This is a genomic window from Blautia sp. 1001283B150304_161114_C9, from assembly GCF_015668165.1.
Lineage (GTDB): Bacteria > Bacillota > Clostridia > Lachnospirales > Lachnospiraceae > Blautia_A > Blautia_A wexlerae.
On record NZ_JADPGO010000047.1, the window covers coordinates 1 to 16,026 of the forward strand.

A 16,026-nucleotide genomic window follows, 5' to 3' on the forward strand; every position below is an offset into this window, starting at 1 on the left:
TATCTGTCATTTTCCAGATCACAGACAACAAAGCGGTCAACCAGACGTACGATACTCTGAATCAGCTGCTCCATGGAGGCATTATCTGCTGCCATCTGCAGATGCCGTGCACTCTCTACCTTTGCCTCTGTGATATCACGCAGAAAGATCATGGCATATTCTGAATCCTCTATCTCTCCACGTATGACCACATTGCGGACCCATCGCTCTTCTCCATTCAGAGTGATACGGCACTCCAAAGCCAATTCTGTTTCCAGACCCTTCAGCCTTTCTGCAATATAATCACGGTTATAAAAAGCGGATACCGCCTTCTTATCTGTTTCCACAACATAGGAATCCACAAAATGCTGTATCAGTTCATCCCATGTATGACTCTGTTCAAAGACGGTCATCAGGGACGATTCAACCTTAAAGGTATCAAAAGTATTCGCTTCCAGATTCACATAATACTCGCACAGATCTGCTTTCGTAAAAGCCCGATGGAAAGCAGCAGATTTTTGTGCCTGCATAATTTCTTTTTTCTCCGCATCAATGTTAATAAAAATCCCGGCAATTCTGCTGGCAGAACCATCCAGACGGCGTATTACTTCTGCCGATGCCCGAAACCACTGGTATTGATTATCCTTCATTCTCATACGATACTCTACCTGGTATTTTATCTGGTTCGTCTTATCCTTAATTGCCGCCTGAAGCTGCACCATTACTCTTTCTTTATCCTGTGGATGCAGAAGATCTGACCAGGATTCCAGTTTATTCGGAAAGTCCAGAGTGTCATGATAACCAAGCATTTTTCGGAATTCATGACTCCAGTTTGCATTCACAATCTCACTGTTTTTGTCACAGTCAAAATACCAGAAGCCGGAATAGATAGCCTCATTGAGCAGTGCCAGATTTACATGATCCCAGTTAATCTGTACGGACATAACCCAGATCTGTCTGCCCGCCTCATCTGTCGCATCCTCTTTACAAAGCCGTACATTATTCACTGTACCGTCTGCTGTAAGGATCTGTGCTTCCCCTGTTCCGTGAAGCTGCAAAAAACGGTCTCGATCCAGTATATCTTCCTCGCCATAAAAGAAGTTTTTCAATGAGCCTTTTGTCTGTTCCATGAAAGTATCGAATGTATGTCCCGTACTATGCAACAGCAGATTATTCACAGACAAAATAGACAGGTTTTGGTCATAAGATCCTGTCATTATACCTACCCCGCCATTATTTTCCAGTGTTTTCTGTACGGCCTGTGACATGGTCTGTGTCTGCCCCGTTACAGTCTCACCTAAAGAATATATTTTGTCTTCATAATTTTTCATTTTATAAAAATCCTCTCTCTGTCTTATGCCTTCTTTTATCTGTATACAGAAAACTTGTCCCTGCTAGTGTGCCGACAAGTTGATTCTTGAAACAATCTTGCAGGATAAATTTTTTTATTTCAAGGCGGAGGAAGGAGGCGTAGCGGTGGCTACGGCGACCGACGACAACGCGGAAATAAGAAATTTAGACGCAAGATTGTTCTAGAAATCAACTTGTTGGTACACTAGTTTTGTTACCCATTTTTGCATACAAAAAGGACACCTTCCAAAATCTGCCAGTGTCCCTACTATATTTCTTTAAAATCACACATCTATATAGTATAAAAGGTATCGGAATCTCTTCTGTTCAAACATCTTTTCCATATATTATGATGATATGGAAACAGTGGCAACCGGCTGACATGGTCAAACTTTCTGACTTTAGTCCCTTCTGGCTTTGCGTCCCTGCCTTTCAACAGGTTTGCCTTTAAAATAATTTTCAGTTTTTCCAAAAATAAAATACCATGTGGCTTTTCTTACGTCAATAATATTTTGGTGGAAAATTTACATATATTTTAACCGAATCAAGTAACTCCCCTGTGGAGGTTACGAAAAGCAATAAGCAGTGGGTGAGGACCTGCTGTTTATTTTTCTAATCTCGCGGAAAAATGCCCATTCGCCATTTCCAATATACCCTCTTTCATACCGCCTATGATAAAATCGAATCTATAAACATGGAAAGTTACTGTCCAGCTAACCCCTGAACAGTAACGGTTCCAATACACACTTTTTATTCCGTATGGTTCTTTCCGGTTTTCCACATAAACTGTTAGTAAAACTGGTATCTTTTTTCTTAAAAGCGAAATCTCTGCAACATTCCTGACAAATCAGAGGGGATACTGCAATGTATAATATGCATTGCCGGTATCCCCTCTGATTTACTCAACCATTATTCACAATTTTTTATTTCATTTTAACTTTTCTGACATTTGACCATTCGCTGAATGTTTTTGAATTATCCTCAGAAGTACGGTTCCATGCATGTAAACCAATATAATAAGTGCCTGATTTAACGTTCTTAAATGTAACAGTTACCGTATTTCCTTTTATCTTTTTTACATAATAATTCTCTCCGGAAACAGCAGGGCGCTTCTGTCCGTTAGTTATGGTAAGGGTGTCACTGAGAACCACATCATATCCCTGAGAGTTTTTGCTCTTCGTATATTTTACTGTCACTGTGGAACCTTTCACAGTTACCTTACTGATCACAGGTGTCTGTGGCGTGGTGGCACTTACATCTACTTTATGGATCTCAGACCACTGTCCAAATACTTTTTTGCCATCTTCCCCTTTAAACCATGCGTGGCACGCTACATACCAGGTTCCCTTATCCATATATGCAAACGCAGACTTCAGTTCTTCCTGATTTTTCAGAACCTTTGTATACTGTCCTGTTTTGAGCATATCCTCAGAGGTGCCGATCACATAATCATATTTCAGAGCACCCTTACACTCTTCATTCAGTACCATTTTTACAGAGTTTTTGGAAACAGATACATTCTTTATAACTGCTTTTGCAGGTCTGGTATAATTTCCGTCTGAATCTGTGATACTGCCGTCTGTACTGTAGGTATTTCCTTTGGTATCGGTTACAGTTTCATCCTTATTTACAGTTGGCTTTTTACCATCTGCATCAGGTGTCAGCTTTGTGCCATCCGGAAGTGTTACAGTTCCATCTGAGCTGATCACGATTCCTTCCGGTGTAACAAGATTTCCATTTTTATCTTTCTCAGTTCCCTCCGGGTAAGTATCCGGTATCGGAGCGACAGTTGGTACCGGCGTTACTGTTGGATTCACTGATGGTGACGGATTTACCGACGGTGATGGATTTACCGATGGTGATGGATTTACGGTCTGTATGATTGTGGTATCTGATATAGTACAGTTCTGAATTTTATCATCTGGTGTTTTTGTAATGTCACTCCAATATGTATCCGGAGCAGATTCACTGTTGGAAGTTATTTTTTTACCATTTACTGCTGTTCCTTTTGTAGAAGGAGATATAATGACAGATTCAGTATACGCTTTACCTGGCTCCGCATTTTTGTTCATAAATGAATAAGCAGAACCTCCCTCCAGATATGCTTTTGCTATTTCTACATTTCCGGTGCCCTCAACTGCATTGCCACCGTTATCACCATCTCCTCGTCCTGCAACAGCAATCAACGTTCCTGCTCCGGAAATCGTTCCGTTGTCAAGAATCACCGCTGCACCGCCAACAAAAGTAGTTGCTATGTTTCCTCCACCGTATACTGCAAGCTGGCTGCCCTTACCAACAGTAAGTGTTCCGCTGCTGATTTTCAGGGCCGGCTGTCCGCTGTAGCTTTTTCCTGTGGCAGGATCTGTTCCTGTGGCAGCTTCATCACCTTTGATATATACTTTTCCTTCCACCTTTACATTTCCGTTTGTCACAACAACGGGTGATGTATTGTGACGTGCCTGTGTTCCATTGGGAAGGAAATTAGTGTTGGAGTAAATCATGGAATTCTTTATGGTCGCTCCATCGTTCAGGATCAGTTGTCCATTAATGGAAGTACCTGTCAGGAATTTTCCGCTATAATCATCATGGTTAACAGATATTGTTCCACCATTTTCTACTTCAATCTGTCCATATATAGAAGAATCTCTCAGATTCAATGTTCCGCCATTTTCAACTTTTATCTTCACACTGCTGAGAACCTTCATATTGACCATTGTAAGGTTACATCCACCCGGTATGATCAATGTCTGAGTTGTAGCATCTCCCTCTGAAACAGCATATCCCAGTTCTCCATATGTACCGCTGGTATGAGAGCCATACCAGGCTTTAATCTCTGTCGGGACTGTTACAATATCATCTGTATTATTAAAATCAGGAATTACCCATGGATCCATATCGTACATATATTTTCCATCTGCAGTCTTGGTTGCATTGTCAAGATTCAGATGATCTGCCAGTTTTTCATTCGTACCATAAACCTTGAAAGTAAGCTCATTACTTGTTACTTTACGCCCTGATTCATCAGTTACTGTAACACTGACAGGATATGTACCGATTTTAGCAGGAGTTCCGCTGAGAGACAGAGAACTGTCATATGTGGAATACATCCCTGCCATTCCACTTTTACTGTCAATGTTTACCTTTGTATTTTTTGTGTCAATTTTTACACCTGTTTCTTTTAACTCCTTCCAGTCAGCTTCAACAGGTTCCTGCCCATCCGGAAGATCAGCTGCTTCCACAACTACATTACTGTTTTTGTTGGATGAAACAGAAGTGGATGCCCCTGAAACTGCATCGTATTTCTGCTGCCCTGTAACAGCGCTTTCGAAGTATCCTTTTAATCTGACATGAAGAGTGTTCACTCCGTTAGATGCACCGTTAATATTAGTTTCACCGGAATCAGTTGCAATAACTGTGAAATCATTTCCTTCTGCAGTTACCTTAAGATAAAGTTCTTTATATCCATCACTTTTTATTGTAATGACATTTCCAGTATGAAGTACAGTTGAATCAAATACAACACGATTATTACTGCTGTCCGGATAATATGCTTTTCTGCCATATAATGCTGTTGCAGAATCCGTTCTAGCCCATTCTTTACCATCTACAGATACTTTTGTGATTTTACTGATATAATCAGAATCATTATTTACATCAGTTAGTTGAATGATCTTGTAGTTTGTATATAAAATTTCCACCTGATCTCCTGCAAATGCCGGAGCATCTTTGGTCTGTTCAGGTTCAGTCTGTGAAGTTACTTTTTCAACAGCCCATTGCTGTCCGGTTCCTGTTACCTTTAAAGTAAGATCCTTGTATCCGTCACTGGTGATTACAATCTTATCACCCACCTTAAGTGTATCCGGAGATAGTCCAACATAACCGTCTGAGTCTTTTTTAATATATGTTGTTCCTTTAAGATCCCACGAACCAGTTACTTCATTCCACTCTGTTCCATTAACAGATATTCCTGTAATTTTCTCAACATACCTTGGGTCAAGAGAAGTTTTTAGTTTACAAACATTCGCAAAAAAGCCACTTTCATATTCTGTCGTCACCTCCGGCGGTTCTTTCGCACTTTGTGTACCCTCATCCTGAGCCGCCTGTACATTCTCTTGCTCATCCGCAAAATCCGGTGTTCCCGATCCATCACTAAAGGAATCATCATCTGCCTCCTGTGTGATTGCTGAATCCGTAGTCATTGAATCTGTAAATATGTCTGCTGCACATACCGGTACAGAAGCAATCATATTTGCCGCAATTGCCATAGACATCAGAATTGCCATTCTTTTCTTCATCTGTTTCTTTCTCCTCCTGTAATATGATATCAGGGGCAAAAGATATTTCGTCCCTGACTTGAAGCTATCTGTGTATCATCTCATTTCAGATGAAGCGAATAAAATCATCCGATTCACCCCATTTCTTCAGTGGAAATTTAAATGATCAAATCACGCAATAGTTTGCTTTGGTTAACTCTGTTGGTTAGTATATTCTAACCTGCGTGAAAATGCAAGAGAATTATTCTGCATCTGTTGAGAAAGTATCTCATAAACCAAGCAGTATCCTGTTGACAAATTTTTATCATTTCACAGCAAGATAAGACAGAATAGAGCAATTATGGCAATCCCATAAAATAATGCAGGAAATAAATCAGGTAACATCCTGCTATCAGTCTGAAAATATCATCTTCTATCTCTTTTTCGCTGCTGTTTAAAGTAATTTTGTTTCCTTCTATCTGAAGTCCCATTGTATCCGCGAGATTCTCAACCCGTTGCCTGTCATATTCTTTTTCATCCAAAAGAACAGACTTCTCATAAACCCTGAATTTTCCGGTTTCATCACATTCCAGTCTCAGATGCAGTTCAGGGAGTTTTCCGGGTTTAAAGGTTATCTCACTGTATGTCATAGATTGTCTTACTTTTGTGATCCCCTGTTTCACTGCCAGTATGATCCATTCATCCAATACAGGTCCTTTATACATAGGCTGTCCATATTGCAGATGTAATTGGGCTGCCTTGCTGATGCAGGCATTTCTGCTACGGTTATTCAGACGTTTATAAACATTGCTGCCCTCAACCGGGTAGTATTTCTTCAGTATCTTCTCTTCGGCTTTTGTCCATGGATCATTGGTTTTCCTGCTTAATCCCAGAATCATCGCTCTGTATTTGCATGCCTGAAGAGATCTTTCAGGAATGAGAGTATGCACATATCCGGCACCTTTTTCTTCATAATATCGGGAAATGATCGCATCCTCTTCCTGTGTCCATGGAAGTCTGTTATTGTCTGATCTGACATTTAAGTACTTAGCTCTGGACTGACAGGCAGTCAGAGTTCTCCCTTCCAATCGTTCTGCTGCCTTCCTGCCTTCCGCTTTGTAATATGTTCTTATAATTTCATCTTCTTCTGCAGTCCATTCTTTTCTTCCCTGTATACAAAGACCTAATTTGGCAGCTCTTTTATTACATGCCTCTTTGGATCTTCCCTCCAGTCTTTTCTGAACTTCAGCACCTTCTGTTGGATAATAGTTTCTCAGAATTTCATCTTCGCTGCTGCTCCATTTTCTGTTTGCCCCGGAATAAGTAAGTCCTAATGCAGCAGCTCTTCCTCTGCAGGATTCTGCTGATCTCTGATTTAAGCGATAACGTACCTTACTGCCCTCCGCAGCATAATACTCTCTGAGTATTTTATCCTCTGCCTCTGTCCATAATCTGACATATTTAACATCATTCTGTACAGTTGCTGAAGAGGAAATGTTTTTGGATATTTCCATTTTTGATGCTTGGATCCTGCAGCTTTTTGCAGTTCTTCCGGATAATCTTTCACAGACCTGATCTCCTTCTGCGGGATAGTACTTTCTTAATATTTCGATTTCATCGGCTGTCCATCTTTTTTTCGTATTTGCCATGTCTTACACCTGTTTTATATATTATTTCAAACTGAAATATTCACTACTTCTTACTTTTCGTAACCTTCGCAAAAGAATTCCATATGTGAGTGCAATATCTACATAGAAATTCCTGAATGTACAACATATTCATACCCTGTCTCCGTAGTATAAGTTTTTTCCTGTCCCAGTGCCGGAATAACAGATTCAGAGCTGTGCAGACTTCCACTTTTAAATACGATCATCACTTCTGCTTTCTTTTCATTAACCGGAGTTATTTCTATATTATTGATTGTGTTTTCAATCATGGCTCTGGTGATATCTTTGGGTTTTACGCAGGAATATTCCTTTGCATAGTCTAATATCCTGTCCATCTGATCTGTCAATTCTGTTTTTGAAAGAGGTTTCATGCTTTTCAATTGTTCCAGATTCGCTTTTTTCTCTGCTATCTGCTGTGTAAAAACCTTGTTTCTGCTTAAAAATTCCGCATCAGAAATGTAGCCGCCCATATTGTAATCCAGCAGTTTATCTCTCTTCTGTTCCAGTACTGTTATTTCATGCTGTATGTTGTCAATTTTTTCTTCAGTTCCTTCTGTTTTGTTAATCTCTTTCTCATAAAGTTCCAGATACTTATGCAATATACTTTTATTGCTTTGAGCCAGATTGTTATAAACATCCGATATCATCTCCAGCAGGATTTCTTCTTTTACCGGTTTTGATCTGCAGGAAACTGCGCCCTGTTTTATGCGATGACTGCATACCCAGGTCTTTGCGGCTTTTCCGCGGACAGTTCTGACTTTCAGCCAGTATGCAGCTTTATCTTCCGCACAATGTATAAGTCCGGTAAAAAGGTTGTCCTGCTTATAGGAAGTTTTTTTCAACTTGATATTTTTACTTCTTTCTTCCAGAATCCTGTTTGCATCTTCCCACAGTTTTTCATCCACAATTGCAGGGACATGGGTACCATCGTCTTTATACATCACCCATTCATCTTCAGGCAGGAATTTCTGTTTCTTAGTAAAGAGATCAACTATTTTTACTTTTCCACCAACATAGTAACCCTTATATTTAGGATTTCGGATAATATTGGCAATCACATGGCTGTCAATCTTTCCCCCTTTATAATTTCTGTATCCACATTCCCATAAAAATTGTTCCAGTGAATGGGTAGACCAGTTTCCCAGAGCATATTTTTCAAAAATAAGCTGTACCATTTTTGCCTCTTCGGGATTCAAAAACAATTTTCCGTTTCGCTTGTCCCATCCATATATATGTGAATTACCAAGAACCACACCATTCTGTATGGATCTTGCATGACCGAAACGCACACGACTTGAAAGTTTTCTGCTTTCTTCCTGTGCAATACCGGACATAATTGACAGCCTGAGTTCCGAATCCTCATCTAATGTATTGATATTGTCATTCCTAAACCAGACAGCAGTTCCACAGTCCAGAAGCTCTCTTGTATATCGTATACTGTCTAATACGTTTCGGGCAAAACGGGTGATCTCTTTAGTTATGATAAGATCAATTTTACCGGCTTTTGCATCCTGGAGCATTCTCTGGAATTCCTCTCTGTGGGTTACGGTAATACCGGAGATTCCTTCGTCTATATAACCATCCACAAGCGTCCAATTCTTTACGTCTGAAATCAGTTGTTCAAAAAAAGTCCACTGATGCTCAATAGAGGTTTTCTGTTCCTCCTTATCCGTACTGACTCGGGCATAATACGCCACATTCAGTTTCAGATCAAATATATTTTTCTGCCGGGATTTCAGTTCCTCACGTGTTGCATAAATATCCATCTTATTCCTTTCCAATCAACTGATTCGCTGGCAATATTCATCTGAACTGTCCATCTGTTCTCCATTCTTCGCGACTACTGTATTGAATGTACTCAAGGTTATAATGTCTTTCTGGATACTGCTGTGCAGTTTTTCGGAAATCTGTCCATTATCAAGCATTTTGTCGTTAATCATTGTCAGTACAACCTGTTCCAATGTCATAAGCATTCCTCCTGTTCTGTATGTTATAATGTGCAATTTGGCATAGAACTATCCAGCGGTAATATGATGAATTTCATAAAATTATTATAACTGATTCAAAGATAATTGTTTTTGAGATGAAAAAAAGCAGCTAACCTATTTTTCATAGACTAACTGCTTAAAGTACGTAAAAAACCAGAAAGATCTAACAGTTCAAAAGATTCTTTCCGGTTTTTTACACATATAAAGCGAGGGCATCGCTCAATCATCTAATTTGATGATTTTACGACACCCCCATCCCTTCAGATATATATCAGGAAGACAGTTCTATCTGCTTCATTTCTTCCAGAAAATCACGGATATAGGATACTGCCAAATCAAGGGCCTCCTGTCCAAGTTCTGCGGAAGAATCTTTCGGATCAAAAGGACCGAACCAGCCACTTGGAGCAATTTCTTTGGTATCTCTCACAAGACGTACGATACCCCCCTTGAAATTAACTGCCTGGATATAAGCCGCTTTCATATTCTCAGAAGGATCCTGTGCATTGATAGGCTTGCTGAGCTCCAGATGTACTGATTCCGGAGCAATTGCCATCATAGCTGAGGTCTCCAGAACATCACCATGGCCGCCTTCAAACTTCTTGTCCAGCTGAGCTACCAGACTCCACCAGTCTACGCTGGCACATACACCACCTTTATGATATACCTCCAGAGCTGCCCGGTCAATGGATGGAGTATTGCCGCCATGGCCATTCAGAATTACAAAACGTTTTGCGCCATGCTGCATCAGAGAGTCCATAATGCCATGCAGAACCATATACAGTCCCTCATAACCAATATTAATACTTCCCTCAAAGCTTAAGTGATAAGGACATACACCGTATGGAACAGTAGGTGCTACGATTACGTTATCTACATCCTCCACATGATCCGCCAGATAGGACGGTACCATAAAGTCCGTTCCCAACGCACCCTGTGTTCCGTGCTGCTCGGTGCTTCCCACCGGAATCACAATAATCGGATCCTTCTCAAAAGCCTCTTTTGCTTGTGCTGTAGTCATTTTTGCAAGATACATTTTAAATACGCCTCCTAACTTTTATACTGTAAAATGACGATCAATAGTCTCCTGCGGCGGAGTTTCTGTAAATTTACTTACTACAATCATTACAATAGAAGCAATGATCGTAGTTGGGAACAGTGCATGGAATCCCATAGCCAACGCCTTGACAGACGGATTCAGTGTAAAGAGCAACAGTGAAATAATACCTACTATAACCGATGCGATTGCTCCCTTCGCTGTTGCTTTCTTCCAGTAAATTCCAAACAGAATCGGCACTACAAAAATTGCCATTCCTGAAAATGCAAACAGGTTAATTTCAAAAATACTGCCTGGCTGGAATACACCAAAGCAAATTACGATGATACCGATGATTACAGTTACTACCTTGGACAACTTCATAACAGTCTCATCTGTAGCATCCTTATTGATAATCTTCTGATAAATATCACGGGTAACAGCACCGGTAGTCGTTACCAGAATACCATCGATTGTGGACATACCTGCTGCCACAATACCTGCGATGAAAATGGAAGCCAGGAAAGGATTCATGCCTCTCTGCAGAATCATAGGAATAATCTGATCTGCCTTCTCAATATTCTGAATGGAAGCAATACCATTTACACCGGCCCACTCAATCAGAGTTGCAGAGAAAAACATACCTGCAGTACCAAGAAGAATTGCTTTGAACATGGTCTTATGATCCTTCATGGCAAAGAACTTGGTAAACAGATGAGGCTGTCCCATGGTAAAGAACGACCATAGCACAATGTTGGATACATAATAAGTCCAAGGCATATAACCGTTAGCACCCGGGAAGGTCAGATAAGCCTCATTCATACTCTGAAGTGTATGGTTAATGTTAGAGAAACCTCCACCCATTACTATAGATACAATAAAAGTAACCACTGCAGTAGCAATCATCAGAGACCCCTGGATAACGTCTGTCATCATGGCACCTTTCATACCACCAGTCATACAGTAGAGAATGACAATGATACCCATTCCCACAACGCCTACCCATTCAGGCAGTCCGGTAAATACATGTACAATAACGCCTGCTCCGATAATCTGTGCACCCATCATCGGAACCAGGAAGAAGAGCATCATCACGCCCAAAACACCGCTCATATTCTTGGAGTGATAACGATCTGTCAAGTAATCAGCCATGGTCAGAAAACCATATTTATGACCAAGGGTAATCAGCTTGCGACCAATCAGAAGAGCCGGAAGAATCATACAGAACACAGCTCCAGGTACAGAAATAGCCATTCCTGCATAGCCTACACCGTAAATGGTTCCCGGTGTACCAAGAAATGTTCCCATGGAAAACTGAGTTGAGAAATATGCAATACCACTTACTACCACGCCAGCTTTTCCACTCAATACAAAGAAATCGCCAATATTATTCGTCTTACGTCCTGCGTACCAACCAATAAATGCCATAATTCCAAGATAAAGTACCAGAACTGTATAGAAAGGAATCGGTGCTGGCTGAATTACTGCTGCTCCATTCATTTATTTGTCCTCCTCATCATAAGTGTGATATTCTTTTCTCTTCATACACATGCGATAATAAACAATAATCAGCACAAATGTAATGGCAGTGTGAACAATCCATCCGAATATATAGAGTGGAACACCACCAAATGCGGGAATATACGTCTCGCTGTAGAAAAACGGGAACGGAATCATAATTAATACAAACATAATCAGAAAAATAATCAACCATGTCCGTTCGAAGTGTTTCTCAAAAAGTTTCTTCATAGCCTTTTTCCTCCTTTGCTTTCGAAAGAAAATCATGTAATATATACTATGATTTTCTTTCGATTTTTTGTTAAGTATATACTTTACTTTATATTTTCCATTATACATGCTATAATAAATTTGTAAAGTTTTTACTTATATTTTTATGAAAAAAATATAAAACATTGCATGCACCATGCAAAGAAAGGACATCGTGTAATATCTATGGATATTTTAGAGCATCTTCAAAAACTTTATCCTGCCCTGACAAAAAAGCAGAAAACAATCGCAGATTATCTAATTGCTAATCCGGAGGAAATCAGCTACATTACACTGGCACAGCTAAGCCATCAGACCGGTACCTCCGAGCTGACTTTGCTTCGTTTTTGTCAAAAACTGGGGTACTCCAACTTTCTGGACTTAAAGGAGCAGTTTCGGGACTATACCCAAAAAATGATTAAGCAGGCCTCCTCTTCTTCCTTTTTTCTGCCAGAGCGTACCTCAGGCGAAGACACCGAGCGGGAACAAATGCTTCATGAAATCTGCAATACAGAGGCCGCAGTTTTCTCTGATTTTATTACCAACATCAATCTGGAATCTGTCATAAAGGCTTCTGATGAAATCCGGAAAAGCACCCGTATCTACATCTTTGCCCATGATATTTCTCTGGTTCCCGGCAAATTTTTACAGAGCCGTTTGGAAATTCTGTACTTGAATTCTGCGTTGATTGATTTATCGGATCTGGAAGTCACCCAGAAGATTATCCAACAGCTGACGGATGGTGACCTGGTAATCTTTTTCTCTTTCCCCCGCTATTATTTTCCGATTGGAAATATTGCTAAAAAAGCAGCTAAATCAGGGGTACCGATTCTGACCATCACAGACAGTGATACTTCACCGGCAGCTGCGCACAGCACACTATTGCTTCTCTGTCCCACATCTACGAAGCTGTTTTATAACTCTATGACTGCACCTATGGCTATGCTCAATATTCTGGCATCCTGTCTTGTCATCGATAGTGTATCACCATCTGAACGGCAGATTTTTATCGACACTTTGCCATCCTGATTTTTAGCCCAAAAACAAAACCGGATATACAGGTTTCCAACAGAAAGCCATATATCCGGTTTCGTTTTTATTCTCTTTTTACTTCTCATAGGTGCCTTTTCGAATCACCTCTCCATGCTTCATAAAGATCTTTCCCCTGGCTACATAAGTATCCAGCGTCAGATCCTGATCAAACAGCAACAGATCCGCATCGGCCCCCTCTGCCACAGTTCCCTTGATTCCCAGTAAATCCAGCCCCTCTGCAACCTGACAGGTCATATAAGGCAGTGCTTCCTCCAGAGTCATTCCCAGAACCTGTACCATATATTTCAACTCTTTATAAAGTGCATCCACACCAGATACACCTATCTCCAGAAGGCTGCCGTCCTCAGCATAATTAGACCAGCTTCCGTGTCCGTCAGAGCTCATTGTGATATGCTCTGTGGGCAGTCCCCGCTTTTTAGCCTCCAGAACACATTCTCCCGGTGAAGTGTGCATACCGCAGGTCAGATCAATATAACCTCCCCGCTTCAGAAATTCGTAGCCCTCTTCCAGCAACTTTTCATTCCGGTTGACATGAGTGGGACGGAAAATCCGTACAGGAACAGAACTCACCTCCAATGCCCGGAATACCGGCGCAAGACCATCTTTGTCATCTCCCATGTGAAGCACCACAATGCCTGGCTTTCCACTGAGCATTCCCGCCACACGAGCTTTACTTGCAATCTGAACCAACTGATCACCAGTCACATTAGGTGCCCGGTGATCAGATATCGCCAGCTTCACACCCAAAATCTCATTCACGAATACGATGTCCCTGTCTGTTTCACCTGTGATAGTCGGGCTGGGATATCCGTAAGCACCTGTGAGCATATAAGCACTCACGCCCTCCTCACAGAGTACCCGGGTCTTCGCATAAAGATTGTCCACACTCCTGGTGATACCATCCGTACCCAGAAGTCCCACCACTGTTGTGATACCGTTCTCTACCAGCTCCGACATCTGTAATTCCGGTGTCCGCGTATGAAAACTTCCCTCTCCACCGCCTCCGGTGATATGTACATGTTGATCTAAAAATCCGGGAGTAAGAATCTTGCCCTCTGCATCCAGCACCTCGCACTCCACAGGCAATTCTCTGATGGAATCCTGTATACATTCAATCTTTCCCCCGCAAATCAAAAGATCCTTTTTACCGAGATATTCTGGTGCGTAAATCTCTGCATTCTTTACCAATAACATAACTGTTCCCCTTTTTCCCGTAGCTGTTCATTACGCAGATACTCCAAACTATCATGAACAGTTACTCTTCTTTTTTCGTTTCTACTCAAAGTATATACGATGGAATCCGTTTTGTCTATGAAAGTTCTGAATAATTAGCTATATATCTCCACCATCAAGGTACATCCGATATGAATGTTTGTCCCATTGGCAGCTTTCCTGAAGAAGTAATTTCTAATCGGTTGTCATATACCGCCACCTGTATCGTACCATAATGAATTATCAAAAATAAAATCTAAGGTGGACAGATTACTTTGTCTATTGTAATATATGCTGTATGGAATTTTACGAGGAGGATTTATCATGGAAGAAAAAATACTTAATTTTATTCTGGAATGTGCAGAAGTCCAGAAATTGGTTCCATTCTCACTTATCGAAGAAGAATTTAATCTTATTCTGGACGAAGCCTTAAAGTCTGTCATTACGGATGCTCTCTGGGATAATGATACTATTTCTGACGTAACTATAGGAACTGATGGTTTTACTGTCACATTTTTCGAGAATTAATCGTAAATATCAAACTAATCAACTGATGACACGAACACAGCCAGAAGCATAAACAAAGTATCTGATAAGCAGACATGATCTAATACCCCCTTATCAGATACTTTTTTATGTTCCATATCTTGCCTGCAATTTACGACCGTCTATAGCAATCCTCGTAAATAATGCATTTAAGACAGTTCAGCAGAGTGCGAAAGACAAGGAAGATATCTGTAGGCGTGCTGACGCAAGGCAAAAATATCTGACGCAGATTTCACACTCTGATGGACTGGATTAAGATGCATTATTTTAGAGGATTGCTATAGTCATATTTCTCAAGCCCCAGATTCTCAAAACAATATCTGGGCTTTCCAACACTCTTCCTGCCATATTCGATTGCCTCAGCCGGGCAATAACAAATGCAGGCCATACAGTGCGTACAATGCTTTCCCCATACAGGCTTTTTATTTTTTAGTGTTATGTTGTTTAACGGACAGAATTTTTTACATTTGCCACAGCCGGTACATGTCTGATCCGCCCGGAATGCATTTGCCTTTACAAATGCCGCATAGAAGATATCATTCACCAGACCACTCTCAAAAGAAGCACCCAGGCCACTTTTTGACAGAAGCTTCTCTCCATGTTTGATCGCCAACACAGCTTTAGCAATATCAGGACCTGCTGCCGCAACGATCTTCTTTGCTTTCTCCACATCAGGAGCATTAAACATGGCAATGTAATTCTCCGGCATAATGATCTGTGCCGTCCCCATATGCTTTAATCCTTTTTTCTCACTCAATTTTCGATTGTATATATCTGCGCCACCAATACCGCTTCCGCAGCTCATCACATACCAGACATTCTTCGCCCCGACAAATTCTGTCTGTCCGATCCAGTCAGAAACCACACGCGGGATCCTCCATGCATAAGTCGGTACCACCACTACCAGATTCTCTCCTGTCTTAACAGTTCCGGTATCACCCGATTTAATCTGTTCGTTCATACAGAGCAGTTTTTCCTGCAAGCTGCCGGCAATCCTCTCTGCTACATATTTACTGTTTCCCGTTCCTGAAAAATAAACAACCATGTCATTTCCTCCTCGCGTCGTTTTATCCTAATAAAAAGATATCACATTCGTTCCGTTTTCTCAATATCCGCGGAAGCCCTGCTCCAGTATCATTGATCTGTTTTCCATCAAACTCACCATATACAGAAAGTCA

At 40.9% G+C, this 16,026-nt stretch carries 12 protein-coding genes and 1 riboswitch; of the genes, 2 read left to right on the top strand and 10 right to left on the bottom strand.

Translation table 11 applies throughout. The features are described 5' to 3' along the window. The 8 genes from I4V44_RS16055 to I4V44_RS16090 form a co-directional block, all read right to left on the bottom strand. A partial coding sequence (locus I4V44_RS16055) for a PAS domain-containing protein (RefSeq protein ID WP_196002961.1) occupies positions 1-1,310 on the bottom strand: 1,310 nt, incomplete at its 3' end. A 384-nt stretch (positions 1,311-1,694) separates the two neighbouring features. Beyond that, positions 1,695-1,785: riboswitch (cyclic di-GMP riboswitch) on the bottom strand. Positions 1,786-2,252: 467 nt separating this feature from the next. Beyond that, positions 2,253-5,624, bottom strand: coding sequence for a hemoblobin-interacting domain-containing protein (locus I4V44_RS16060; RefSeq protein ID WP_196002962.1), 3,372 nt, complete (start codon positions 5,622-5,624; stop codon positions 2,253-2,255). A 317-nt stretch (positions 5,625-5,941) separates the two neighbouring features. Then, entirely contained in the window at positions 5,942-7,231 is a 1,290-nt protein-coding gene (locus tag I4V44_RS16065) for an SANT/Myb-like DNA-binding domain-containing protein (protein ID WP_118759591.1), read from the bottom strand. Between the two features lie 98 nt (positions 7,232-7,329). Then, positions 7,330-9,015, bottom strand: a complete 1,686-nt coding sequence (locus tag I4V44_RS16070; RefSeq protein WP_118409678.1) for a recombinase family protein — start codon at positions 9,013-9,015, stop codon at positions 7,330-7,332. Between the two features lie 15 nt (positions 9,016-9,030). Further along, on the bottom strand, positions 9,031-9,216 hold the full coding sequence (locus I4V44_RS16075; protein WP_227194820.1) for a hypothetical protein: 186 nt from the start codon (positions 9,214-9,216) through the stop codon (positions 9,031-9,033). A 292-nt stretch (positions 9,217-9,508) separates the two neighbouring features. Then, positions 9,509-10,270 carry a creatininase family protein gene (locus I4V44_RS16080; RefSeq protein ID WP_118331507.1) on the bottom strand — a complete coding sequence of 254 codons (762 nt, stop codon included), beginning with the start codon at positions 10,268-10,270 and terminating at the stop codon, positions 9,509-9,511. Between the two features lie 21 nt (positions 10,271-10,291). Beyond that, a complete protein-coding gene (locus tag I4V44_RS16085) occupies positions 10,292-11,770 on the bottom strand; it encodes a sodium/pantothenate symporter (protein ID WP_118588101.1) in 1,479 nt (492 codons plus the stop codon). After that, positions 11,771-12,019 carry a hypothetical protein gene (locus tag I4V44_RS16090; RefSeq protein ID WP_020993867.1) on the bottom strand — a complete coding sequence of 83 codons (249 nt, stop codon included), beginning with the start codon at positions 12,017-12,019 and terminating at the stop codon, positions 11,771-11,773. It lies immediately after the preceding gene. Positions 12,020-12,223: 204 nt separating this feature from the next. On the opposite strand from I4V44_RS16090, the gene I4V44_RS16095 reads away from it, so the two are divergent. Continuing rightward, positions 12,224-13,066: a MurR/RpiR family transcriptional regulator gene (locus I4V44_RS16095; protein WP_008704261.1), complete on the top strand. Its 843-nt coding sequence runs from the start codon at positions 12,224-12,226 to the stop codon at positions 13,064-13,066. Between the two features lie 78 nt (positions 13,067-13,144). Here the strand turns inward: I4V44_RS16095 and iadA are convergent, their stop codons facing one another. Next, the gene (iadA, locus tag I4V44_RS16100; RefSeq protein WP_008704262.1) at positions 13,145-14,284 is read right to left on the bottom strand and encodes a beta-aspartyl-peptidase; all 1,140 of its coding nucleotides are present in this window, start codon (positions 14,282-14,284) and stop codon (positions 13,145-13,147) included. Between the two features lie 342 nt (positions 14,285-14,626). On the opposite strand from iadA, the gene I4V44_RS16105 reads away from it, so the two are divergent. Beyond that, positions 14,627-14,830 carry a hypothetical protein gene (locus I4V44_RS16105; RefSeq protein ID WP_020993865.1) on the top strand — a complete coding sequence of 68 codons (204 nt, stop codon included), beginning with the start codon at positions 14,627-14,629 and terminating at the stop codon, positions 14,828-14,830. A gap of 280 nt (positions 14,831-15,110) precedes the next feature. Here I4V44_RS16105 and I4V44_RS16110 read toward each other — a convergent pair whose 3' ends face one another. Next, positions 15,111-15,893 (bottom strand): EFR1 family ferrodoxin, encoded by a 783-nt coding sequence (locus I4V44_RS16110; RefSeq protein WP_118588103.1) that lies wholly within the window; start codon positions 15,891-15,893, stop codon positions 15,111-15,113. Positions 15,894-16,026: the final 133 nt, after the last annotated feature.